The 23,737-nt window shown below is 64.4% G+C and carries 21 protein-coding genes and 1 pseudogene; 9 read left to right on the top strand and 13 right to left on the bottom strand.

Annotated elements, in window-relative coordinates; genetic code table 11:
• Positions 1 to 52 precede the first annotated feature (52 nt).
• On the top strand, positions 53 to 2,134 hold the full coding sequence (locus AYJ54_RS26325) for a methyl-accepting chemotaxis protein (protein ID WP_063703472.1): 2,082 nt from the start codon (positions 53 to 55) through the stop codon (positions 2,132 to 2,134).
• A gap of 211 nt (positions 2,135 to 2,345) precedes the next feature.
• On the opposite strand, the gene AYJ54_RS26320 is transcribed toward AYJ54_RS26325, so the two are convergent.
• On the bottom strand, positions 2,346 to 3,248 hold the full coding sequence (locus AYJ54_RS26320; RefSeq protein ID WP_063703470.1) for a LysR family transcriptional regulator: 903 nt from the start codon (positions 3,246 to 3,248) through the stop codon (positions 2,346 to 2,348).
• Positions 3,249 to 3,343: 95 nt separating this feature from the next.
• Here AYJ54_RS26320 and AYJ54_RS26315 point away from each other — a divergent pair, with 95 nt between their 5' ends.
• Positions 3,344 to 4,768 carry an aldehyde dehydrogenase family protein gene (locus AYJ54_RS26315; protein ID WP_063703469.1) on the top strand — a complete coding sequence of 475 codons (1,425 nt, stop codon included), beginning with the start codon at positions 3,344 to 3,346 and terminating at the stop codon, positions 4,766 to 4,768.
• A gap of 262 nt (positions 4,769 to 5,030) precedes the next feature.
• Here the strand turns inward: AYJ54_RS26315 and AYJ54_RS26310 are convergent, their stop codons facing one another.
• Together AYJ54_RS26310 and AYJ54_RS26305 are read right to left on the bottom strand one after the other, a co-directional pair.
• A complete protein-coding gene (locus AYJ54_RS26310; RefSeq protein WP_063703467.1) occupies positions 5,031 to 6,314 on the bottom strand; it encodes an MFS transporter in 1,284 nt (427 codons plus the stop codon).
• 20 nt (positions 6,315 to 6,334) lie between these two features.
• Positions 6,335 to 7,162, bottom strand: a complete 828-nt coding sequence (locus tag AYJ54_RS26305) for a class I SAM-dependent methyltransferase (protein WP_063703465.1) — start codon at positions 7,160 to 7,162, stop codon at positions 6,335 to 6,337.
• Between the two features lie 87 nt (positions 7,163 to 7,249).
• On the opposite strand from AYJ54_RS26305, the gene AYJ54_RS26300 reads away from it, so the two are divergent.
• Complete coding sequence (locus AYJ54_RS26300; protein WP_063703463.1) at positions 7,250 to 8,224, top strand: LysR family transcriptional regulator; 975 nt, start codon at positions 7,250 to 7,252, stop codon at positions 8,222 to 8,224.
• Positions 8,225 to 8,411: 187 nt separating this feature from the next.
• Here the strand turns inward: AYJ54_RS26300 and AYJ54_RS26295 are convergent, their stop codons facing one another.
• Both AYJ54_RS26295 and AYJ54_RS26290 read right to left on the bottom strand, forming a co-directional pair.
• Complete coding sequence (locus AYJ54_RS26295) at positions 8,412 to 9,002, bottom strand: NADPH-dependent FMN reductase (protein ID WP_063703461.1); 591 nt, start codon at positions 9,000 to 9,002, stop codon at positions 8,412 to 8,414.
• A gap of 57 nt (positions 9,003 to 9,059) precedes the next feature.
• Positions 9,060 to 10,007, bottom strand: coding sequence for an AraC family transcriptional regulator (locus AYJ54_RS26290; RefSeq protein WP_063704234.1), 948 nt, complete (start codon positions 10,005 to 10,007; stop codon positions 9,060 to 9,062).
• Between the two features lie 297 nt (positions 10,008 to 10,304).
• Between AYJ54_RS26290 and AYJ54_RS26285 the strand changes: the two genes are divergently transcribed.
• The 3 genes from AYJ54_RS26285 to AYJ54_RS26275 are packed head-to-tail and all read left to right on the top strand — an operon-like array spanning position 10,305 to position 12,879.
• Positions 10,305 to 11,408, top strand: coding sequence for a DUF2336 domain-containing protein (locus AYJ54_RS26285; protein ID WP_063703459.1), 1,104 nt, complete (start codon positions 10,305 to 10,307; stop codon positions 11,406 to 11,408).
• The gene (locus AYJ54_RS26280; RefSeq protein ID WP_063703457.1) at positions 11,405 to 11,713 is read left to right on the top strand and encodes a PilZ domain-containing protein; all 309 of its coding nucleotides are present in this window, start codon (positions 11,405 to 11,407) and stop codon (positions 11,711 to 11,713) included. Before AYJ54_RS26285 ends, AYJ54_RS26280 begins: the two co-directional genes overlap by 4 nt.
• 44 nt (positions 11,714 to 11,757) lie before the next feature.
• Complete coding sequence (locus AYJ54_RS26275) at positions 11,758 to 12,879, top strand: HD-GYP domain-containing protein (protein ID WP_063703455.1); 1,122 nt, start codon at positions 11,758 to 11,760, stop codon at positions 12,877 to 12,879.
• 392 nt (positions 12,880 to 13,271) lie between these two features.
• On the opposite strand, the gene AYJ54_RS26270 is transcribed toward AYJ54_RS26275, so the two are convergent.
• Positions 13,272 to 13,949, bottom strand: a complete 678-nt coding sequence (locus AYJ54_RS26270; protein ID WP_063703453.1) for a nitroreductase — start codon at positions 13,947 to 13,949, stop codon at positions 13,272 to 13,274.
• A 116-nt stretch (positions 13,950 to 14,065) separates the two neighbouring features.
• On the opposite strand from AYJ54_RS26270, the gene AYJ54_RS26265 reads away from it, so the two are divergent.
• Positions 14,066 to 15,028, top strand: a complete 963-nt coding sequence (locus AYJ54_RS26265; RefSeq protein ID WP_063703452.1) for an alpha/beta hydrolase — start codon at positions 14,066 to 14,068, stop codon at positions 15,026 to 15,028.
• Positions 15,029 to 15,033: 5 nt separating this feature from the next.
• Here AYJ54_RS26265 and AYJ54_RS26260 read toward each other — a convergent pair whose 3' ends face one another.
• Complete coding sequence (locus AYJ54_RS26260; protein WP_063703450.1) at positions 15,034 to 15,492, bottom strand: cupin domain-containing protein; 459 nt, start codon at positions 15,490 to 15,492, stop codon at positions 15,034 to 15,036.
• Positions 15,493 to 15,733: 241 nt separating this feature from the next.
• Here AYJ54_RS26260 and AYJ54_RS26255 point away from each other — a divergent pair, with 241 nt between their 5' ends.
• The gene (locus tag AYJ54_RS26255) at positions 15,734 to 15,979 is read left to right on the top strand and encodes a hypothetical protein (protein WP_063703448.1); all 246 of its coding nucleotides are present in this window, start codon (positions 15,734 to 15,736) and stop codon (positions 15,977 to 15,979) included.
• A 74-nt stretch (positions 15,980 to 16,053) separates the two neighbouring features.
• On the opposite strand, the gene AYJ54_RS26250 is transcribed toward AYJ54_RS26255, so the two are convergent.
• The 4 genes and pseudogenes from AYJ54_RS26250 to AYJ54_RS26240 form a co-directional block, all read right to left on the bottom strand.
• Positions 16,054 to 16,929, bottom strand: coding sequence for an MBL fold metallo-hydrolase (locus AYJ54_RS26250; RefSeq protein WP_063703446.1), 876 nt, complete (start codon positions 16,927 to 16,929; stop codon positions 16,054 to 16,056).
• A gap of 18 nt (positions 16,930 to 16,947) precedes the next feature.
• Positions 16,948 to 17,228: pseudogene (locus AYJ54_RS52770) on the bottom strand (CobW C-terminal domain-containing protein); the annotation flags it as partial.
• Between the two features lies 1 nt (position 17,229).
• Positions 17,230 to 17,886 (bottom strand): CobW family GTP-binding protein (locus tag AYJ54_RS26245; protein ID WP_245329129.1); only part of this gene is annotated, 657 nt, incomplete at its 3' end.
• Positions 17,887 to 17,889: 3 nt separating this feature from the next.
• The gene (locus AYJ54_RS26240) at positions 17,890 to 19,380 is read right to left on the bottom strand and encodes an amidohydrolase family protein (RefSeq protein WP_063703442.1); all 1,491 of its coding nucleotides are present in this window, start codon (positions 19,378 to 19,380) and stop codon (positions 17,890 to 17,892) included.
• A 213-nt stretch (positions 19,381 to 19,593) separates the two neighbouring features.
• Between AYJ54_RS26240 and AYJ54_RS26235 the strand changes: the two genes are divergently transcribed.
• The gene (locus AYJ54_RS26235; RefSeq protein ID WP_063703440.1) at positions 19,594 to 20,127 is read left to right on the top strand and encodes an REP-associated tyrosine transposase; all 534 of its coding nucleotides are present in this window, start codon (positions 19,594 to 19,596) and stop codon (positions 20,125 to 20,127) included.
• A gap of 167 nt (positions 20,128 to 20,294) precedes the next feature.
• On the opposite strand, the gene AYJ54_RS26230 is transcribed toward AYJ54_RS26235, so the two are convergent.
• Together AYJ54_RS26230 and AYJ54_RS26225 are read right to left on the bottom strand one after the other, a co-directional pair.
• Positions 20,295 to 21,917 (bottom strand): ABC-F family ATP-binding cassette domain-containing protein, encoded by a 1,623-nt coding sequence (locus AYJ54_RS26230; RefSeq protein ID WP_063703438.1) that lies wholly within the window; start codon positions 21,915 to 21,917, stop codon positions 20,295 to 20,297.
• Between the two features lie 121 nt (positions 21,918 to 22,038).
• Positions 22,039 to 23,637 carry a multicopper oxidase family protein gene (locus AYJ54_RS26225; RefSeq protein ID WP_063703436.1) on the bottom strand — a complete coding sequence of 533 codons (1,599 nt, stop codon included), beginning with the start codon at positions 23,635 to 23,637 and terminating at the stop codon, positions 22,039 to 22,041.
• Positions 23,638 to 23,737: the final 100 nt, after the last annotated feature.

Raw genomic sequence — 23,737 nt, 5'->3', positions numbered from 1 at the left:
ACCTATCGTTCGCGGAAAATAATTCTTCCAAGGATCGATTGCCGGGCTGCCCATGAAAATCGGTACTCTTCTGACCACCGCCATCGTCTCACTCTCGACCGTTGGTGGCGGCCTCGCCGTCTACGTCGCCGTGACGAAATACCAGACCATGGACAGAATCAGCGAGGCGCAGGGTCGGCTCGCGATCGTCCGCGCCGTCAGCGACATCCCGCGCTATCTCAATCCCGAGCGCGGCTTTGCCACCAACATCCTCTATGGACCCGCGACCGTCGACCCGGCGCAGCTTTCCGACCACGACAAGCTCCGCAAGCAGACCGACGGCGCACGCGACAGGATAAACGCGCTGCGCAAGGAGCTGCCCGGCTCCTTCGATGACGGCAACACGATCGGCGGCAACATCGACGCCATCAATTCGAGATTCGCCGCGCTGCGCGAGGCCATCGACAAGGCCATCGCGGGACCTGCGGAGGCGCGCAAGGACGCCGCCAAGAAGATCGTCGCCGACAATACCGTGCTGAACAGCGGCGTCACCGCTCTCCTCAACGAGCAGGTCCGCCGCATGGCGATCCTGAACGGCGACGCTTACCGCCAGGCCAACAACGCCAACATCGCCATGACGCTGCGCGACATCGGTGGCCTTAACGCCAGCGTGCACAAGAATCTCGTCGGCGGGAAAAAGGTCGCGACCGACGCCGAGAAGGCCGAGGTCAGCCGCTCGCAGGGCCGCAACGACCAGATTGTCATGTCGCTGATGGAATTGCGCGGCAATCCGGCAACGCCGGCGAATGTCGCCGCCGCGCTGGAGAAGATGAATTCGGTTTATGTCGAGGAGTTCGGCCGGGAGCTCAAGCTCGCCAAGGACGGTGCCGTCAGCGGCAAGTACGAGCACGACGTCGAAACCTATTACGCAGCCTCGCAGCGCGGCCTCGGTACGATCATCGATGTCCGCGACGCGTTCTATGACAATGCCGAGCAGATCCTCGCAGGCGCGTCCTCCGCCGCGCGCACAAGCTTCAGCATCGCGCTGGCGGGCCTTGCCGCCGTGCTGATCGCGAGCATCGGGCTCGTCGTCACGGTGCGTCGCCGGGTCTGTGCGCCCATCGTCAGCCTCACGATGCGGATGTCGCGGCTTGCCGAGGGCGACGTCAGTGAAGCGATCCCCGGCGCGGAACGCTCCGACGAGATCGGGGCGATGGCCGCCGCCGTGCAGGTCTTCAAGGACAACATGATCAGGGCCGACCGGCTCGCGGCCGAGAAGCAGGCCGAGAACGACGGCAAGATGCGCCGCGCCCAGATGCTCGACGAGCTGACGCGCGCGTTCGAGGCCAAGGTCACCGAACTCGTCGGCGGCCTGTCGAAGGCCTCCACCACCATGGAGACCACCGCACAGTCGATGACCTCGACGGCGGCTCAAACCAACAGCCAGGCGGCGGTGGTGGCGGCAGCGTCGGAGCAGACATCGACCAACGTGCAGACCGTTGCCAGCGCCACTGAGGAACTGAGCTCCTCGATCTCCGAGATCGGCCGCCAGGTCGCCCAGTCCACGGAGATCGCGGCCCGCGCCGTCGACAATGCCCGCCGTACCGGCGACACCGCGCGCGCTCTCGCCGAGGGCGCGCAGAAGATCGGCGATGTCGTCACGCTGATCCAGAGCATCGCCGAGCAGACCAACCTTCTGGCGCTGAACGCGACCATCGAGGCCGCTCGCGCCGGCGATGCCGGCCGCGGCTTCGCCGTGGTCGCTTCCGAAGTGAAGTCGCTGGCCGGCCAGACCGCCAAGGCCACGACCGAGATCTCCGAGCAGATTTCGGCGATCCAGGCCGCGAGCGACGAGACTGTCAACGCGATCCGCAACGTCGCCGACGTCATCGCCGAGATCGATCACATCGGCACTGCGATTGCGGCCGCGATCGAGGAACAGGGCTCCGCGACCAAGGAGATCGCCCGCAGCGTCCAGGAAGCCGCCCGCGGCACCCAGGAGGTCAACACCAACATCGCCGGCGTGCAGCGCGCCGCCGACGATACGGGTGCGGCCGCCAAGGAGGTGCTGGGCGCGGCCGAACAGCTCTCGACGCAGTCGCGCGACCTCGCCGGCCAGTTCGACCGCTTCCTGAGCGAGGTCAGGGCAGCTTAGTTAGGGGCGTGTACTCATAAACAGTCGATGTCTGTTTTATGGGGTAAAACGGAAATGCGCTCACGGCACAGGGATGTCGCCTTTTGGACCCATTGCTGAGGTCGCGACGTCCGCATTCGGGAGCACGTCTTGGAAGATGTCATCCTTACAACGAAGATGCCCCGGCTTCTGCGATAGAATGTCATCCGGCGCTGCGGGCCCACGCGCACATTCAGCCCCCCGGCTGGCGACGCCGCTCCTGTATGAGGTCGATGAAGGCGCGTAGGCCTGCCGGGACATGGCGGCGGCCAGGATAATAGAGGCAAACGCCTGGAAATGGCGGGGTCCAATCCGCGAGCAGCTGAACTAGGCGCCCTTCGTGCAGGTCGTCCGCGACGTCCCACTCGGACATATACGCAACCCCGTACCCTGCCAAGGCCGCCTCGCGGATCAGGCCGGCGTCGTCGAGCGTGAGCCGGCCGGACACGTCCACCAGCTGCTCGCCTTCTTTCTCGAATTCCCATCGGTAGACAGCGCCGGCAGGCAGGCGCATGCGGATGCAATCGTGCCTGGCCAGATCGGCCGGCTGGGTCGGCAGCGCCCGCCCCGCCAAGTACGCAGGAGAGCCCACGACGACAAGGCGCTCGTCCCGTCCGAGCGGAATGGAGATCATGTCGGCGGGCACCTGCTCGGCGAGGCGGAAGCCGGCGTCGAATCCCTCCCGGACGATGTCGATCAGCTTCCCTTCGGTGACGATGTCGACCGACATCTCGGGATAGCGCTTGAGGTACTCGAAGACGATTGGCCGCAGGATCCGCCGCGCCGCCCCCGCTGACGTATTCAGCCGCAGCACGCCGGTTGGGGTGGAACGGTGCTGGTTGACGGCGTCAGCGGCGTCCCTGATTGCGGTCAGCGCCGGCGCGACCTGGGCCACGAACTGCTCACCCGCCGGCGTCGGCGAGACGCTGCGCGTTGTCCGGTTGAACAGGCGCACGCCCAAGCGCGCCTCAAGTTCGGCGATGGCCTGACTCAAGGCCGTGCTTGAGAGACCGAGTTCGGCGGCTGCCGCGCGGAAGCTCCGGCGTCGCGCAACCGCCACCGTCGCCTCCAGCTCAATTAATCGTCCTCGGCTCATTATCCCGATTTCCTGATCAATTCATCCGGATCAATGCCACTAATCCGGGCCAATCGCCAGAGCTATCTCCCCGGCACCAAAAGGCGGAGACATCAATGCGCACCATCGAGCACATCTACATCGACGGCCGCTTCGTCGTGCCCCACGGCCGCGAGCTGTTTGACCTGCACAATCCTGCGACTGGCGAGGTAATCGGCCGGGTGCGGCTGGGCGACGGCGACGACGCGCGCGCGGCGATCGCAGCAGCGAAGCGCGCCCTGCCGCAAATGACGCGGACCACCAAGGCCGAACGGCTCCAGATGCTTGAGGCGCTGCACGCTGCCATGCGCAAGCGCGTCGAAGAGCTGCGCGAGGCCGTTCTGGAGGAATACGGCGCCCCCATCTCCCGGTCGGTCTGGATGGCGGACTACGCCGCCGTCTCTTTCATGACGGCCGCGCGCGTGCTCGCCGACTATCCCCTGGAGCGCGAGATCGGCTCGGCCCGGGTGGTGATGGAGCCGGTCGGGGTCGCGGGGCTGATCACGCCCTGGAACTCCAACGCCGGCTTCATCTGCAACAAGCTCGCCTACGCGATAGCGGCGGGCTGTACCGCGGTGGTCAAGCCCAGCGAGATGAGCGCTACCCAGACTGAGGTGGTGCTGCGCGCCCTGCACGAGGCCGGACTGCCCGCCGGCGTCTACAACGTGATCAACGGGCACGGTGCCGACGTCGGCGCCGCGATCGCCGCCCACCCGGACGTCGCCAAGATCTCCTTCACCGGCTCGACGGCCGTCGGCAAGGCGATCGTGCAGGCGAGCGCGGACAGCCTGAAGCGGGTGACGCTCGAACTTGGCGGCAAATCGCCGACCATCATCCTTGATGACGCCGACCTGGACGCCGTGATCCCGGGAGTCATCGAGGCAGGCTTGCTGAACTCGGGCCAGGCCTGCATCGCCGGGACGCGCCTGCTCGTGTCTGAGACGCTCCGCCCAGAGTTCGAGGTGCGCCTGGAGGCGGCGATCGAGACGCGGGTGAAGGTGGGCGACCCACGCGATCCCTCGACCACCGTCGGGCCCATGGTGAGCCAGCTCCAATGGGAACGAGTCCAGCGTTACATCCGCCTGGGCCTCGAAGAAGGCGCGCGCCTGCTGACGGGCGGCGAAGGCCGGCCCGAGCGTCTTGGCGGCTATTTCGTGCGCCCGACGGTCTTCACGAACGTCAGGAACGACATGCGGATCGCGCGCGAGGAGATCTTCGGGCCGGTGCTTTCGATCCTCAGCTATCGGGACGAGGACGACGCCGTAGCCATCGCCAACGACACCACCTATGGCCTCTCGGCCTATGTCTTCGGCGATCAGGCGCGAGCGGAGCGGATCGCCGCCCGTCTCGAAAGCGGCCGGGTCGTGATCAACGGCGCCGCCCACGAACCGCTGGCGCCATTCGGCGGGATGAAACAGTCTGGCCTGGGCCGCGAGAACGGCCCCTTCGGGCTGGAAGCCTACTTGGAGCCGAAGACATTGCTGGGTGTGAGCCCCGCCTGACGAGACACGAGCGTCGGTTGGGCACCTAGCTCGCGTCCGCTGATGGGCCCATCAGCGAAGTGGCCGCGCGCCTCGTCGAGGTCCGGACACGGGGGTATAGCGGGCTGCTCACATTGAGTTCTTCGCATTTTGACCCACAGCAGTCATTCTGGCCCAGCCTCGTAAAGTTGCTAGTCGGTCTCAGAGGAACACTTTCGTAGCACCCATCCCGTGATGTGCCGAGAGCGGTCGCGAATGTCATTCAATCGAAATGATCGCCCTCTCAAGTAGACGCGGCGAGCGGCTGCAGCCGCGTGGACCGCCGTTTTGCCTCGCGCTCGGGATTCACGAGCGCCATCGCGATGGCGCCGCCCACCAGCATGATGACCCCGCACATGAAGAAGCCGGTGTTGAACCCGTCGAGCGGTGTCGTGGCGCTCTCGATAACACTGCCCATGATATAGGGTGCGAGCAGGCCACCCGAGCTCGCGACTGCGGTGCCGATCGCGAGCAGCGCGCCGCGTTGCACCGCCGGGGCGATTTCACCGACGACCGCATTGCTGATGACGTAGATCGCCGAAGGCAGCGCCAACCCAAGCGTCGTCAGGGCAATCTTGACGGGGACCCCCGGAACGTACGGCAGCATCGCCAGCGCAGCGCCACCAAGGGCGACGCTCGACCCGCCGAGGATGCCGCGCGCCACTCTGCTCGATACGCCGCGCGACAGCAGGCGTTGCGAATACCAGCCGGTCGCAAGCATCGCGACCGCGCTGCCGCCGGCCGCCAGCGCTCCCAGGAACCCGATCGAGCTTTGCGCAAGGCCAAGACCCTTGATCAGGTAAGCGCCCTGCCACGAGAGCGCCAGCGACAGGGCCCAGTTGGCCCCGAACGACGCTGCCCAGCACGCCAAGATCGTGGGGCTCAGCAGCAAATGAGCATAGCCGACCCGCAGGCATGATTGCGCCGCATCCTTTGCCTTTGCGCCCCCGTCGTCCAACGACCCTTCGCGGCCGAAGACGAGCCACAATGCGCACCAAACGATGCCGGCTAGGCCGAGCGAGCCGAAGGCCCAATGCCAAGTCCAACGCATAATGATCCAATTGAGCAGCGGCAGCGCCACCATGACGCCGATCGCCCCGCCTTGCACAATGATGGCGGTCGGAAGGGTACGCAGTTCGTTGGGGAACCACTTGTAGGCCGAGTGCAGCGCCACCGGTGTCGTGGGGCCTTCGCCGGCGCCGAGTGCGATACGACAGGCCACCAGGGTTTCGAGCCCGACCGAGCCGATCATCGGAAACTGGGTCAGCGCCCAGATGAAGCCCATCGCCGGCAGCACCCAGCGCGTCTGCACCCGGTTGACAAGAAAGCCGGTCGCGACCGACGAGACCGCGAATAGCAAGAAGAAACTGGAACCGACGAGCCCGAACTGGCGCGGGCCGATTTCCAGCTCTTGCATGATCGGGACAGCGGCGATCCCGATCACCGCCTTGTCGGCGAAATTGATCACCATGAATATGAAGAGCAGCGCCACCACGATCCAAGCGCGGTTGCGGTCATCAGCGCGCATAGCACCAGCCCTCCATCCTGTCAGGTCTTCGTGGTTGTGGCCTCGAACACCGCAGTGAGAATACCAAGCCGGTCTTCCACGAGATTACGGCCCAGGTTGGCGGATAGCTGCGCGAAGTCGGGCCCCATCACCACGCCGAGATTCGGCGAGGGGGGCGGTCCCGATGCCCGCAGCTGGGCGAACCAGGTCTTGCCAGCCTCAGAGTCGTCTTGCCATGCGAGCGTGTGGAAGCCGGCCGATTCAATCGTCTCGCGCGTCGCATCGGCTGTTAGGAGAAAGCTCGTGGCCGGCGTTCGTGCCCAGGGGACGGGGTAATGCGGCGCACCGCTGCTCAACACGACGTCGAACGTCGCAAACCGTCCGCCTGACTTCAGCACGCGGCGGATCTCGCGATAGAGCCGCGTCCGGTCCGCGATGTTCATCGCTACATGCTGCAGCAACACGACGTTGAAATGGCCGTCGTCGAACGGAAGTTCCAGCGCGCTGGCGGTCTCAAACGACACCCGCTCGCTCTGTCCTGTCCGCTCCGTCAGATAGCGCGCGGCATGGACGAATGGCTCGCTGAGGTCGACGCCCGTAACCTGGCAGCCATATGCCGCAGCTAGAAAGCGCGCCGGCCCGCCGCCCGATCCGACATCCAGAACCGACATGTCGGCGGTAATCCCAGCCAACTTGGCAAGCTCAACGGTCGCTGCGAGCCCTCGGGTGTGAAACTGGTCGAGGGTGGCCAGTTGCTGGGGCGTGAGTTGCTGATCTTCCGGTCCAAGGGCAGCTAGCGCCGTCTTCAGCCGCTCGGTCAGGCCGGTCGCGCGATAGTGGTCGCGCACGCCAGCAAGAACATCGCTCATTGCAGCTTTCCTCCAAGGCTTCAGATCCTCGCCGCAGACATACGAGCGCTTCCTGTGAGCTACTATCCGCGATAATGTTGACAGGGTATGAAGCAGAACTTCACAGTCAGGCAGGGAGCGCTCGACGGCGTGGAGGCATTCCTGAGCGTTGCTGAGCACCGCAGTTTTCGCAAAGCGGCTGCGGAACTCGGGGTGACTCCTTCGGCAATCAGCCAGGCGGTGCGCGCACTCGAAGCGCGCCTCGGCGCCGCGCTCTTCATCCGCACAACGCGCAGCGTAGGCCTGACCGAAGCTGGCGAACGATTTCTTTCGCGCGCAAAGCCCGCTTTCGAGGAGCTCGTCGCCGCAAGCGAAGCCGCGCGTGACCTGGGGCTCCGTCCCGCTGGGCTCTTGCGCCTCGCCGTTCCCCGAGCGGTTGTCCCGCTGATTCTCGAGCGGGTGATGGTGTCTTTCCACCAGGCCTATCCTGAGATCGAGGTGGAGATCGCCGCGAGCGCGGAGCTGGTCGACGTCGCGGCCGAAGGTTTCGACGCCGGCATTCGTCTTGGCCAGTTCATCTCGCCCGATATGGTGGCGGTGCGGCTTACGCCGCCGTTCTCATTCGTGGTGGTCGGCAGCCCTGATTATCTGCGCGGTCGAAAGCGGCCGAAGCGCATCGACGATTTGCGTGATCACGCCTGCCTGCGCATGCGCCGCTCGAACGGGTCGATCGCGCCCTGGCCCTTTATCGACGGCAACAAAGCTATCGAGGCAATTGTGTCGGGACCGCTAATTGCGCACGATTACCCCACACTGCTCGGAGCGGCGATCCAAGGTCTAGGACTTGCCCAGCTGCCCGGTCCGCTCGCCAAAGCGCCGATCGCTGACGGCCGGTTGGAGGCGCTGCTTGCGCCCTTCGCCGTCACAACACCGGGGGTTTTTCTGTACTATCCTGACAGACGCCACGTCTCGCCGAAGCTGCGCGCTTTCATTGAGCACGCCAAATACCGGAGCGCCAAGGCGCCGTACGACGCAACGACCGCGCGGAAATCGCGCAAGCTCAACCGAGCAAATAGCTCTTGATCTCGAAGCAGCGAGGTCGGGGTCATCCAAGTCGATAAGCAATTATCGGCTACGGCGAACGCCACACCTGAACGTCAGAAATTGGGCCCGTAGCCGACATGACCAAGCGCGCCTCCCATGTCGGCTTCCGAGGGTGATGCCGCCATCGTTGACGGGCGGATTTATGGGCACCTAGGCCACAGCCTTCTCAATAAGGCGGCGCCTTTCTTGCGCGCTGCGCCTTGGCGGCTTCGATCCACCACAACAAATCGTCGGCAAAGCGCGGGAACGACCGTTCCAGCGTCTTGCCGCCCTCGCCGATCGGCTCGCCATCGGCCGACAGCGTCTGCGCGATCGGGCCGACGCCGATGGTGCTCGACACCACCACCATGCCCATCTCGGACAGCGTGCCGTGCCAGGCCGTTGAAGCGCGAGCACCGGACAGGCGGCCGGCGGAATAGCTCACAATCGCAGCCGGACGCCAGAACCACTCTTCCAGGAAATGGTCGGTGAGGTTCTTGAGGCCTGGCTGGATGCCCCAATTGTACTCGCCGGTGACGAAGACAAAGCCGTCAGCGCCGCGGATCTGCCCGGCCAGCTTCTCGAGCGCTTCGGGCGCCGAACCCTTGGGATATTCCTTGTACATCCGATCGAGCATCGGCAGGCCGATCGTCTTCGCGTCGATGAACTCGACATTCTCGCCGCGGCCACGCAGGCGATCGATGACGAAATTCGCAAGGCGGACGCCCATGCGGTCGGAACGGTAGGAACCGTAGAGGACAAGGATGCGGTTGCTCATGCACGGCAGGCTAGCACGAAACCAAAGCCCCGGCCGCATCCGTTTGTCAGGGATGCGTCATGCCCTGCGGCCGCGCTCCAGCGTCTCCGATGGCGTCTCGCCGAACTGGTCGCGATAGCTTCGGGAGAAATCGCTCAAGTGCCAGAAGCCGAACGCCAGCGCCACGGCCTTCACGCTCCCGGCGCCCGCCAGTAGCCGTTTGCGTACCAGCCACAGCCGGCGCAGGCGCAGATAGCGGTGCAGGCTCATGCCGCGATAGCGCCGGACGATGTCGTGCATGGTGCGAACGGAAATGCCGAGCTTGCGCGCAAGCTCCTCGCTGTAGATGGGTTGGGCAAGATCGTCCGAGAGCAAGGCACGAATTTCCTGGAATATCCTGAAGTGCCGCTCATCATTCGGCCGCAGCGTCCATCGCGCGGGAACCACGTTTTCAAACGCCTCATCGACCGCGCCCAGCAGGGTCTCCTTCATGGCCGACGCCTTCAGCGGAATTTCGGCGGGATCGATCCGCTCGGACGCGGCAGCCACGACCTCCGTGACCACCCGCCGCAGCCGATCCAAGGCCGGAATGCTCGTCTCGAATATCTTGAAGCTCGTCCTCGTTTCCGGCCAGCCGCGATCGGTTACCTCCGGCCTGAAGATGATTGAGGCAATCAGTCGCTGCACCTCCTCGATGGTGGTGTAGGCCGCCCCGCTGCTGCCGATGACCACGACCGCGCGGTCCCGCTGCGCACCATTGAAGCGAATGGGCACTTCGAGATCGTCCATCGTGAAGCCGACCGCCGTGCAGTTCGCAACGAGCTGCGCGTCCACCACGCGGGGAAACGCCCGCGTCACGTTCACATCGCAGCCGGGCAATTGCAGAATGATCTGCTCGGTCGCGATCTTTCGCGCCAACGGCGTGAACTCGATGCTCAAGCCGCGAATTGAACTGCGAAACTCGTCGACGTCTGAAAAGCGAAATATCTTTGGCGCCAGTCCGGGCGCTTCAGGAATGCTGCTCATGGCAATGAAAAGCGCGTCAGGAAACGACGCGCGTCCGGCGGCGAAACCGGTGTGATTTCCCCCTTTCGGTTGTCCCGCGAGACCGAAAGAATCATCCTCAATTCCGTCGATCAGTTGGCGGGGGCCCAATTCAAAGGACAAGCCCCGGTTCAAGTCCTGCCAAATTTCGATAGCGTTTCCAGTGAAGTGGACGGTGCGATGATACCCGAACAACTCAAATCCAAAATGCAAAATTAACAACTCTGAGCTGCAATGGACCCCGTTCAATAGTCGAATTTTTTTCATTCAGGCTGTGCCATGATGGCAAATTCGCCTGCTGATATTCTTGTGGAATTGGAAGAGGCGGTCGCAGCCTGTCCGCCGGAGCGCTGCGCTCGCATCCTCTCCGCCATTGTGCACCTGCTCGTCGCTGGCCGCGAGCGGCCTCAAGAACTGCTCGTCAACGTGGTCGACGGTGTCCTGCTACGCCTGACGGCCCGGGTCGCCGCCAGCGCCCTGGTCCAACTCAGCACCGCGTTGGCCGAACTCGATGTGGCCCCGCAAGCGACCTTGCGGCATCTGGCTTCGCACGACGATGCGGACGTGGCCCGCCCGATCCTGCTCAAATCGCAGGCGCTGTCCGCGACCGATCTCGAGGCGGTCGCGACATCGTGCGGCGAACAGCATCGACTGGCGATCTCGGCCCGCGACAGGATCGAAGCGGGCGTCACCGAGGCGCTTCTCAGGTGCGGCGACAGCGCGGTCTGGTTTGCGCTGATCAGAAACCCGGGAACCAGGTTCTCCGATGCGGCCTATGCTGCGCTGGTTGAGAAGGCCGAGCAGGATGGCGAGATCACGAAGGCACTGGCGCTCAGGCCAGGCACACCCGACACGGTCGTGCGCAGGCTCCTCTCCGCTTCGCCTGGCCAGAAAGCAACGACGCCTGCGGCACATGACGTTGCATCGAACCCGCCCGCTCCGACGGCGCCTAAACGGCCTTGCCCGGCCGACTACGCCGCCGCAAGACCGGAGATCGTGGCGCTCAGTCGTGTCGGCAAGCTCAACGACTCGACGGTGAACCGCTTCGCGATCCGCGGTGAGACCGCCAACCTTTTCACTGCGCTTTCGGTGCTCTCGGGAGCCCCGATCGAGATCGTCGAGCATGTCATGACCGATGACGACTGCGAGGGCCTGGTCATGGCCTGCCGGGCCTCGCGACTGAACTGGCAGACGACGCTCGCGATCTTGAGCAACCGAAGCAGCCTGCGGCTCTCCTTCGCAGAGCGCGAACGGGCGCAGAAGATCTTCGAAACTCTTCTTCTGTCGACCAGCCAATGGACGGTTCGCTGGGGAGAAATCGCCGCGAACGCCAGCACAGGCGTTCCCGGTCATCGCGGCGCAACGATGGGGGTTAACCGATGAGATTCGACAGTCGCAAGGCGCTTCGTGTGCGGATGGATCATAAGCAGCCGGTCAACCTGATGGGCTCCGACGGTACCTGGCGACGCAGTTGCGTCCTGCTCGACGTGTCGCAAACCGGCGCCAAGATCGAGGTCGAGGGAACGCTCGACGTCCTGCAAGCCAAGGAGTTCTTCATGCTGTTGTCGTCGACCGGCCTGGCCTATCGGCGCTGCGAACTGGTCTGGATCGACGGAACCATGGCCGGCGTTCATTTCATCAACGCGGACAGCAAGAAGAAGGCGGCGAAGCCTGCTCAAGCCAAGTAGGGCCCCAACAACTCCAGAGCATCACCGCACCCTTGAAATCCGCTGTGCAGAACGCGCGAACCATATCCAGCCTCGTCAAAGGCGACGGAAGCGCCCGAGAAGCCCAGGCGGCTCCGATGTACGTGCATGTGCTGGCCGATTCCTCCGAAAGGCTCGCTGGCGTTTGCTCGATCCTCGAAAGACGGTTCACTGTCGCGGGCGAACGGCTCGACGCCGAATCCAAGCTTTCGCAGGCGCCTTTCGCCGTGGTCATTCGCGCCGATCTGCGTGCGCTCGAGAACATTGCGGCAATCAAGAAGCGCTCAGCCAACCTGGCAAAAGCCAGGAAGCGCATCTTCGTGATCGACCATACGTCCCACCTCTGCATCTCACAGGCCTACGCGCTCGGGGCGACGCTCGTCCTGCCCGGAACGATCAACAAGATAAACCTGCTGGCGGCACTTGCCGATCCCGCCGAGTCGAGGGCGACTGCGCAAGGCGAGTTGCCTCAGCCGGACAATGCCGTCGAGACGGCGGCGACCGCCATCGCATCGATGTTCACCGCCGTGACGCTTGGCGAGCCGATCGATGTCGACGGCACGAAGGAGGCAGGCCGCAGGATCGCCAGTCGCATCGCTGAACACGGCCTCTCCGAATGGCTCACGACGGTGCGGCGCCATCATGAGGGAACCTATCAGCACTGCCTGCTCGTGACCGGCGTGGCGGTCGATTTTGGACTGAGTCTCGGCGTCGGCAGGACCGACCTCGAGCGGCTCCATTCAGCCGCCATGTTCCATGACATCGGCAAGGCGCAGGTCCCGCTCACAATCCTGGACAAGCCCGGCCGCCTGGATGCCGAGGAAAGGGCAATGATCGAGACGCATCCGGCCGCCGGCTTTGATTTTCTGAAGGACAATAAGGACATCTCCCCCGAGATCCTCGATGCCGTCCGGCATCATCACGAATATCTCGACGGCAGCGGCTATCCCGACGCGCTCTGCGGCGAGAGCATCAGCGACGTCGTTCGCATTCTCACGATTTCCGACATCTTCGCAGCCCTGATCGAACATCGACACTACAAGCCGTCGATGCCGCGCGCCGATGCCTACAACATTCTGTGCGGGATGACCGGAAAACTGGAAAAGGCGCTCGTCTCTTCGTTCAAGAACGTCGCGCTCACGAGGTGAGCACGCGCGCCAAAGCCGCTACCGGCGCGTTCGTTGCGAAGTGGCCTAGTGCGTGGCCCGGTATCTGGCACGGCGCGGAATGGACCGGCACGCCAGCCCATCCGCGAGCAGCTTCATGTCCTCGCGCTTGCTGCTGCGTATCAGCCGACCAAACTCTTCGGGTGTGAAAGGAAGACTTGGATCATCATCAACGGGGTACCGCATCCGCGGACCGAACAACCGTCGAACCAGGCTAGCCAGCCGCCGCATGTCAATTCCCTCGCGCCAGCAACAAACCTTTCACTTTCGATATTGTTCCTCCCGCATCATCGAGATTGCAAGAGGCCGCAAGGAGTCCGCACCAAAAATTTCTGCGGGAGAATAATCTCCTCCGCGACCGGCGACGCGCTGTCTCAGTCAGCAAAGCCGACGAACCGCACGAAATCGCCATTGTCCTCCCGATCGGAGCGAACGGTATTCGCAGCAAACGTCTCGTCAGGATATCCCATTGCGACACAGGTCATGATGACTTCATCATCCGGAATCCTGGCGACCTCGCGCACGATGTCAGAGCGCATGATGCCCTGTCCATTGATCACGGAGCCGATGCCGCGATCCCAGGCCGCGAGCACGATGCCGTAGCAGAGCGCGCCGAGATCGAAATGGCAGACCGCACCGGGATCGAGCACGCGGTCATAGGTCAGCACCAGCGAGACCGGCGCATCGAACTGGCGGAAGCCGCGCAACACCCAGTCCTGCCGCATCGGCTTATCGTCGCGCGCGATGCCCATCGCGCCGAACAACTTCTTGGCGATGTCGACCTGCCGCGTGCGATGAATGCCCTGATACTCGCCATGGCTGACGATGTCGCGTTTGACCTTGGCGCCGGCTGCCATCTCCTCCATGTTACGACGGCGCACCTCCTCCAGCGGCGCGCCGGTGAGAACGTGGACATGCCAGGGCTGGGTGTTCATCGAGGATGGCGCGCGCTTGGCTGTTTCGATGATCGCCTCGATCACCGTGCGCGGCACCGACTCGTTCCTGAAGCCGCGCACGCTGCGGCGCGAATGGACCAGCGTTTCAAATTCCACGTGACGGACCTCCCCTGCCCACTCATCCGTCGATGCGACGGACCAACGGTTGCCGATGCGGCGCGCAAAATCTATGCTGACCGACAAGCAAGACCAAGAACCCCTGAGGACCCGCCATGGCAGCACCGCTCGATCCCGTCATCGCCCAGATCATTCCGATGCTGCCGTTGCGCGATCCCACAGTCATGACGCCAGAGAGCGCTCGCGATTCCTTGCGTGCATTGGCTGCCGCGCGCGCCGCGGTGCCGCCGCCGCCCGTCGATGCCGTCGAGAATATCAAGGTGAAAGGCGGCTCAGCGCCGCTCGATGCGCGCGTCTACCGCATCGGCACGGGTCCCGCGCCGACCGTGGTGTTCTTCCACGGCGGTGGCTGGGTTGCGGGCGATCTGGAAACCCACGACCGGCAGGCGCGATGGCTTGCAATCGAGACCGGCGCGGTCGTCGTGTCCGTCGACTATCGGCGGCCGCCGGAGACGCGCTTTCCCGGCCCGTTCGAAGATGCCTTTGCCGCGGTGCGTGACGTCTTCAACCGCGCCGCGGAATTTGGCGGCGATGCGAAGCGACTCGGCGTTGCCGGCGACAGCGCCGGCGGCAATCTCGCGGCGACCACCGCGATCGCCTGCCGCGATGCCGGCATCAAGCTCGCTGCACAATTATTGGTCTATCCCGTCACTGACGTGGTCGGCGGCTACGCCGATGCGCGCGAGAACGCACCCTTTCCGTCACGCACAGAGAACGCTGAGGGCTACTTCCTGTCGCGCGCCGTGATGGAGTGGTTTTGCGGCCATTATCTCGCCGATCCCGGCCACGCCGCCGACTGGCGCGTCTCGCCGCTGCGCGCCGCCTCCCTTGCCGGCGTGGCGCCAGCGATCGTGACAACTGCCTGGTTCGATCCGCTGCGCGATGAAGGCGCTGCCTATGCACGGGCGCTGGAGGCGGCCGGCGTGCGCGTGAAGCATCATGAGGGCGCCGGCCTGATCCACGGCTATTTCGGCCTCGTCGACGCCTCCGACGTCGCCCGTGCCGAAGCACAGCGTGCGCGCGCCGACTTCAAGGCACTGCTCGCCCGCGGCGTTTGACGCGGCTAAGCGCGACGCGCCCGCTGTGCAGCCGTATGGCCCCAGGCCTCGTCCCAATCCTGGCCGGAGGCATCGACCACCCGGCCATCGGCCTCGAAGAACTTGTTGGGCACCTGAAAGATCGCAAGGATCAGTGCGCCCTCGGGGCACCAGGCGGCGTGACGGCTGCCCGCCTCGCGCCAGATGAACTCGCCGGCCTTGCAGGCGATGCCCTTGGCGGGCCCCTCCTTGTCGACGAGCCCGCCTTCGATCACATAGCTCTGCTCGATGCCGACATGCTCATGATCAGGCAGCACCGCCCCCGGCGCAAAGCGCATCAGGGCCGTCATCAAACCTGTGCTGCGATCGAACAGCAGCGTCTTGGCCTCGCAGCCCGGAAAGCGTGTCCTCTGCCAGTCCATGGTTTGGGGCTGAACGAGATGGGAATGCTGGTCGGCGGTTTGCGAGCCTGTCACGGCGTCCATCGCAATGCTCCGTTCCTGCTGGAATGGGCAGAGGCTAGCAGGCTTTTGGTGGCCGGTCAGCGCGCAGTGCAGCAAGCGGCGTTGAACGCTCGGTGCCAGCCATGCGCTCGCCAATGCGATCGCAACGTCGCGCGCTGGAAAAATTGAGACGGATACCGGATGCGAGCGCTGATCCTGCTTGATTGCGCCATGATTCCGAGTTCCAATTCGGGAAGGCCATTTTGGTCTAGGGAGACACCCAATGAAGCGAATTTTTCTGGCTGCCATCCTCGTCGCCTTCGCGGCCGGCTCGGCCCTCGCGGAAGACACCTGCGAGAGCAAGGCCGTCGGCAAGGACGGCAAGCCGCTCGCCGGCGCAGCCAAGACGTCGTTCCTGAAGAAGTGCAAGCAGGAGGCCTGCGCGCCCAAGGCCGTTGGCTCCGACGGCAAGCCGCTCGCCGGCGCGGCCAAGAGCAGCTTCATGAAGAAGTGCGAGGTCAGCGCGTAACGCGCTATCCTCTCTTCCTGAGCCTCTGACAACAATACGCCTGCCCATCGCAGGCGTATCGTTGCATGTGCGCCCTACTCGCGCTTGAAGCGGTAGTCGAAGGCATTTCCAAGCGGCTTGATCCATCCGACCGTCGGTGTCGGAAAATGGATCGGCAGGATCAGCGTATCGGTGTCGGCGACGGAGGCGAAGAATTTGCGCCGTGATACCGCGGACTGCTTGGGATCCCAATCCGGCTTCGCCGACCAGTCCGGCTCGCGGCACTGGATCTGGTGATGCATGAGGTCGCCGGCAATCACCGCGCGCTGGCCTTTCGAGAAAATGTTCACGCAGCAATGACAGGGCGAATGCCCCGGCGTCGGCGTGAGCGTGAGGGTGTCGTCGAGCGCGTAATCGTCATCGACGAGCAGCGCCTGCCCGGCCTCGACGATCGGCAGGCAGTTGTCGCGGAAGACGGTGCCGGGCGGATTGTTGCCCTTGGCATGCTCGGTTTCCCAGGCGGTGTACTCGCCTTTGTGAAAGACATAGTTCGCGTTGGGAAACGTCGGCACCCAGCGGCCATCGCGAAGCGTCGTGTTCCAGCCGGTGTGGTCGATATGGAGATGGGTGCAGAAGACGTAATCGATCTGCTCGAAGCTGATGCCAAGCGCGAACAGCTCGCTGCGCCACCGCTCCTTGCCGGGAAAATCAAACGGCGGCGGATGGCCCTTGTCCTCGCCCGTGCAGGTATCGACCAGGATGGTGTAGCGCGGCGTGCGCACGACAAAAGTCTGGTAGGTGATGACCATCATGCCGCGCGCGGCGTCGAACACCTCCGGCTCCATCGTCGGAAGATGGCGCTTGAACACGGCCTCGTCATAGGCCGGGAAGAAATCCTGCGGCCGCCGCCACGGCCCTTCCCGCTCGATCACCGCATCGATGGTGATATCGCCGATCCTGAGCTGCTTCATTGTCGTTTCGCTCCCGTTTCACGCGGTGCCAGTTTCAAGGCACCCTTGCATTATTCTGTCGATCTCCTCGCGCGAGAGGACGCCGATCTCTGCGACGAAGACGATCCGCGTCCGCGGCATCCCCTCGACCCTCCTCCCGCCCGCGGCCAGCGTCGCCCGGCCGCCGGCGAGTTGAAACACCATCAACCGCCCGGGCTGCTCGACAGTCTCGAACAGCCCCTTCGCCCGCGCGAGTTTTGGCGCGAGCCGACCGATCGCCTGCTGCAACCGCGGCAGCGACACCGGCTTGTCCGACGTCCNCCAGCTCATGGTCTCGAACCGCTCGACGGCCGGCCGTCGCGGCCCCGGCTCGCGCGGCGCCGGTACGCGATCGACGTCAGGCGGAAAAAGTACCATCGCTGGCACTTCGCCATGGCGCGCCTCGACCAGAACGGCCGCCGGCCGCATGGCGCGGACCGCATCGCGCATTTGCGCGCAGCTCGCCGCGTCGGCCAGGTCCACCTTGCTCAGCGCGACCACGTCGGCCGCCCGCACCTGCGATCGCAGCAATGCGTCGTCCAGCATCGTCACCGGCATCGTCGCGTCCACCACGCACAGCACGGTTTCCAGCGGCGCCTCCCGAAAAATCACGGGATCCATCAGGTTGCGAACGACGTCGGCCGGATCGGCGACGCCGCTGGTTTCGATCACGATGACGTCCGGTTGCGGATCACGCCGAAGCAGCACGGCCAGCGTGCGTAGGAGATCGCCTTCCAGCGTACAGCAGATGCAGCCATTGCTCAGGCTTACCACGCCGTCAGCGGCGCCCACTATCAGCTCGGCGTCGATGTTGATCGCGCCGAAATCATTGACGACGGCGGCGATCCGCCGTCCTTCGGCGTTCGCCAGGAGGTGGTTCACGACCGTGGTCTTGCCCGCCCCGAGAAAGCCGGCCACAAGCAGAACCGGGACGGACACAGTTCAGTCCTCGGCGGCTGGCCGGCGCACGGGCCGGCCGGGCCTTGCCGCCACATCCAGCACACCGTCGGCTATCAGTGGATAACCGCTCACGATGAGATGGCGTACGCCCTCTGACGGCCGGTTCATCGCCGAGAACTCCGCCCGGTCGGTCAGCGTGTTGTAGTCGAACACCACGATATCGGCATCGGCGCCCGGCGCGAGCCTGCCCTTGGCGCGCATCGCGGGCGTGCTGCGCTCGAGGATCTCCGCCGGGATCAGCGAGCATTTGCGGATGCCTTCCAGCAACGACACCGTCCGCCGCTCCCGCACCCATTCGCGGATGAAGCGCGTGAAGCAGCCGGCCGAGCGCGGATGGGAGGTGGCATCCTTGGGCAGCGGCCAGGCATCGCCGGTGTAGACGCTGCCATCGGAGAGCGTCCAGGGCATCGCGTCGGACGCGATCGCGCCGCCGGGATACAGCACCGACATGTCCAGGAGATCGCGATGGTGTGCGTTGTTCTCGAGATCCAGGATGTGCCAGAGCACCAGCGTCGAGGGCTCGGCGGCCTGCGCCGCAAGCAGCTCCTCGCGGTCGCGGAAGCGCCGGCCGTCGGCGACGCGCTGCACCGAGTCGTAGCCGGTGCCATTGCGTGCTTCGAATTCGGGGTCGCTGAAGAAAGCCGCCGCGAGCACCGTCGAACCGGTGCCGTAAGGATAGGCTTCGACGGTGATCGGAAGCGTTTGCGCCTGCGCCTTGGCCACCAGCTTTGCACACCGCTCGATATCGGTCTTGCTGGAGGAGTTGAAGTGGCAGATGTGCATGTGCGCGCCGGTGGCGCCTGCATAGCCGATCAGGCGGATATAGGCCTCGGCCGCGCTTTCCGGATCGATGCGGGACATGAAGGCGACGTGGGTGAAGGTCGGCACGTCATACGTGGCCGCCAGCTGGCAGACCGCGGTGAGCTCCTGCACGCCGGCGCCCGGTGCATAGGCGTTGAGAATGCCGATGCCGATGCCGCCCTCCTTGAGCCCGCTCGCGATGCGATCGAGGATGCCGGCCACCTCCGTGTCACTTGCCACGTTGTCGATCCAGCGGCGATCGCGCATGGCAGCACCGAACGCTTCCAGCGAGCTCTCCGAATTGGAGCCCGTCATCGCGCCGATCCGCGCAAAAGCCCAGTTGACGGCAGCGCCGTAGTTGAGCACACGCCCCGTCGCCGCCTGCTTGCCATACCAGGCGGCGACCGGCAGGACTCCGGCCTCGAGGTCGAGCGTCGTTGTCACGCCGTCGAACGCCTGCATGCGATCGGCGGGGATCGACTGACCATGCGCATGCAGGTCGATGAAGCCGGGAGCCACGACCAGCCCGGTCGCATCGATCGTCCGCTCGCCGCCGCCAAGCCCGGTGCCGACCGCCGCGATCCGGCCGTCCATCACCGCCACGTCGCCGATGGCATCCATCCCGCTGGCCGGATCGACCACCCGGCCACCCGTGATCACCAATCCGCCCATCTAGCTACTCCCGCATTCCAAAAGCCAGTCCCTCGAAGCCGGCAATCAGCTCGGAGGGCGCGGAGAGCGTAGCGAGCGGTCCGCGAGCGTTCAAGACGCCAACAGCATGGCAGCTCGAACGTCTGCGCGTTGTGATGGTTCGGGCTACGATTTTCTGCGTTCATCTCCCGTAGCCCGGATGGAGCGAAGCGAAATCCGGGTTAGACTATCCGCATGGTCCGGTATCGACGCAATCTCTTGCCCGGCGGCACATTCTTCTTCACGGTCGCCGTGGAGAACCGACAATCATCCGTACTCACCGATCATATTGGGGCGCTTCGCGCTGCATTTCGCGCCGTGCGGGAGAAGAAGTCATTCGTCGTCGATGCCATCGTGATCCTTCCCGATCACCTGCACGTCATCATGACGCTACCAATCGACGACTGCGATTTTCCCGACCGCTGGCGACAGATCAAGAGCCAGTTTACCCGAAGCGTTGCCATCGCCGGAGGACCGATTTCCCGCAATCATCGCGGCGAGTATGCCCTGTGGCAAAGGCGTTATTGGGAGCACACCATTCGCGACGAGAATGACTTCGAGCGTTGCGCCAACTATATTCACTTCAATCCGGTCAAGCATGGCCACGTCTCTTCACCATCGGACTGGCCGTACTCGTCACTTCATCGCTACGTCCGCGCCGGCCTGTTGCCTACTGATTGGGGAGGAGCCGGCGAAATCGACGGAAATTTCGGCGAACGCGCAGATTGATCCCGGATTACGCTACGCTTCATCCGGCCTACGGATTCCGACAGTTCGTTCCTTGTAGCCCGGATGGAGCGAAGCGAGATCCGAGGACAGCCTCTCATATCGTCCAGTTGGATGCGTGGAACGAAACCCGGATTTCGCTACGCTCCATCCGGGCTACGCATTCCCTGTTACGACCGCAATCCCGGCGCCTCCTGGCCGGTGCGGGCGACGTATTCGGTGTAGCCGCCGCCATATTGGTGGATGCCTTCGGGCGTCAGCTCGAGCACGCGGTTCGAAAGGGTCGCCAGGAAGTGGCGGTCATGCGAGACGAACAGCATGGTGCCCTCGAAATCCGACAGCGCCGTGATCAGCATCTCCTTGGTGGCGAGGTCGAGATGGTTGGTCGGCTCGTCCAGCACCAGAAAGTTCGGCGGATCGAACAGCATCTTTGCCATCACCAGCCGCGCCTTCTCGCCGCCCGAGAGCACGCGGCAGCGCTTCTCGACGTCGTCGCCGGAGAAGCCGAAGCAGCCGGCGAGCGCGCGCAAGGATCCCTGCCCCGCGGTCGGGAATGCGTCCTCCAGCGACTGGAATACGGTGCGCTCGCCGTCGAGCAGATCCATCGCATGCTGGGCGAAATACCCCATCTTGACGCTGCCGCCCAATGCCACCGAGCCCTGATCGGGCTCGCTCGCGCCGGCGACGAGCTTGAGCAGCGTCGACTTGCCGGCGCCGTTGACGCCCATCACACACCACCGTTCGCGGCGGCGGATCATGAAATCGAGGCCGTCATAGATGCGCTTGCTGCCGTAGCCCTTGTGGACGTTCTTCAGCGCCACGACGTCCTCACCGGAGCGCGGTGCCGGAGGGAAGTCGAACGCCACGGTCTGGCGACGGCGCGGCGGCTCGACGCGCTCGATCTTGTCGAGCTTCTTCACCCGGCTCTGAACCTGCGCGGCGTGGGATGCGCGGGCCTTGAAGCGCTCGATGAACTTGATCTCCTTGGCGAGCATCGCCTGCTGGCGCTCGAACTGTGCCTGCTGCTGCTTCTCATTCAGCGCACGCTGCTGCTCGTAGAACTCGTAATCGCCGGTGTAAGTGGTGAGCGAGCCGGAATCGATCTCGACCACCTTGGAGATGACGCGGTTGATGAACTCGCGGTCGTGCGAGGTCATCAGCAGCGTGCCTTCGTAGTCGTGCAAAAACTTCTCCAGCCAGATCAGGCTTTCGAGATCGAGATGGTTGCTCGGCTCGTCGAGCAGCATGACGTCGGGGCGCATCAGCAGGATGCGCGCGAGCGCCACTCGCATCTTCCAGCCGCCGGAGAGTGCGCCGACGTCGCCGTCCATCATCTCCTGGCTGAAGCCGAGGCCGGAGAGCGCCTCGCGCGCACGGCCGTCGAGCGCGTAGCCGTCGAGCTCCTCGAAACGATGCTGCACCTCGCCATAGCGCGCGATGATCTCGTCCATCTGATCGGCCTTATCAGGATCGGCCATCGCCGCCTCGAGCTCGCGCAACTTGGCCGCGACCTCGCTGACGGGACCTGCGCCGTTCATCACTTCAGCCACGGCACTGCGGCCGGACATCTCGCCGACGTCCTGGCTGAAATAGCCGATGGTGATGCCACGATCGATCGAGACCTGGCCCTCGTCGGGCAGCTCCTGCCCGGCGATCATCCGGAACAGCGTGGACTTGCCGGCGCCGTTCGGGCCGACGAGCCCGATCTTCTCGCCTTTGTTAAGGGCGGCTGAGGCTTCGATGAACAGGATCTGGTGGCCGGCTTGCTTGCTGACGTTGTCGAGGCGGATCATGGGGTCTTTTGGGGGAATTTTGCGTTGCAGCGTAAATAGGCCATGCCGGCCGCCAGGGGAAGCCCCGGCCGTACCCGGATTCCTCCGCCAAACGCGAATTTCCTGCAATCCGCTCCGAGGCTTACGGCTTATAGACCTCGACGGTCTGCATCATGCCCATCTCCTCATGGTTCATCATATGGCAGTGGAGCATGAAGACGCCGGTGAAATCGAGGAAGCGGGAGCGGAACACGACCTCCCCGCCCTTGCGCTCGACGATCACGGAGTCCCGCCACTCCGGCGTCGCCAGCGCCTTGCCATTGACCGAGACCACCTGGAACGGATTGGTGTGGATGTGGAAGACGTGGTCGTCATGCTCATGCGTGTTGACGATGGTCCACTCCTCGACCGCGCCCAGCTTGACGCGGTGATCGATACGCGCGGGATCGAACTTCTTGCCGTCGATGAAGAAGCCGAACTCCTGCCAATGCCCGGCGGCATCCGCCTCCGGTGCGGTCGCCGAAAGGACCACCTTGCGGCGGTTGGTGATCTCGGTGTCCTTGATGGTCGCGAGGGGCGCCGGCGGCAGAGCGCGCGGCAGCTTCATCTCCATCGGCACGCCTGACACCACGACCCGCGCCAGCGGACCGACCGGTGACGGATGGCCCTGATCAAAGGGCGCCGCGTTGAAGGCATAAGTGCCGGGGCCGCCGGCCTTCACCAGGATATCGGCGCGCTGGCCCGGCGCGATCAGGAGCTGCTTGAGCGGCTGCACGGCGCCGAGCTGGATGCCGTCATAGGCAATCGCGTGCAGATCGTGCTTTTCCAAATCGAGCAGCATGTCGTCCTGATATGCGGCGTTGAGGATGCGCCAGCGCTGCACCTCGCCGGGGCGCATCTCGATCACCGGCCTCCGTTGCCCGTTGATGGCAAGGAACCGCGTCGCCGTCTCCGGAAACAGCGTCTCGAAATTCTCGACCATTCCGTTGGCATCAAAGACCACCTGGGTCAGCACCAGGAGGCGCTCGCGCGCAGCAGTGATCTCCGGAACGTCGGCGAAATCGCCCTCGATGATGACGGCGCCCACCATGCCGCTGGACATCTGGATATCGGCGCTGCCGTGGTGGTGGGGGTGATACCAGTACGTGCCCCGGGTGTGGTCGGCCGGCAGCGTGATCTCGATGTTGTAGCTATGGCCGGGAGCCATCGAACGCATGACGTTGTCGGCGATGCCGCTCGGGCTGACATGCGCGCCGTGGAAATGGAAATTGGTGTTGTTGAACTGATGCGGGTGGCTGATGTCGGCGGGGAGCCCGTCGCGGTTTGGCGGCAGATCGTTGATCATCTTGATCCGCAACGTCTCGCCCGGCTTCATGCGCAGGGTCGGGCCGGGGCTGGTGCCCTCATAGGACCTCACATAGAGCCTGACGCCGCCAATCTGGCGATAGGCGTAGCTGCAGCGCAAGGTTGTGCTGAGCACGCCATTGACGGACCGCCGCACCTCGGGCTCGACCAGCGGCTGGTCCATGGCCGGCACCGGCGTTTCCGGCACCATACCCATGGTCGACGACATGTCCGCGATGTGAGCGGCGCCAGCATGGTTGTGCACGGCGTGCTGGGCGTTCGCGGCGCCTGCGATCAGCGACAGCGTGCCGGCCGCGCCGAGGAACTGGCGTCGCGACAGTCCTGTCGTGCTGGTCACGAAGCTGACCGAAGAGCCATCGTTCGGATCGTGCTGCATTTTGAGTTTCCCGCCCCCGTTGATGCGATCCGTTCTTTCAATTTGATTCGACTGCAAGGCAAGCGGAAATGGAATTCTCAATCCGCGCACGTACGACACG

The organism is Bradyrhizobium centrolobii (genome assembly GCF_001641635.1).
GTDB classification, from domain to species: domain Bacteria; phylum Pseudomonadota; class Alphaproteobacteria; order Rhizobiales; family Xanthobacteraceae; genus Bradyrhizobium; species Bradyrhizobium centrolobii.
This window is presented reverse-complemented; position numbering and strand designations above follow the sequence as displayed.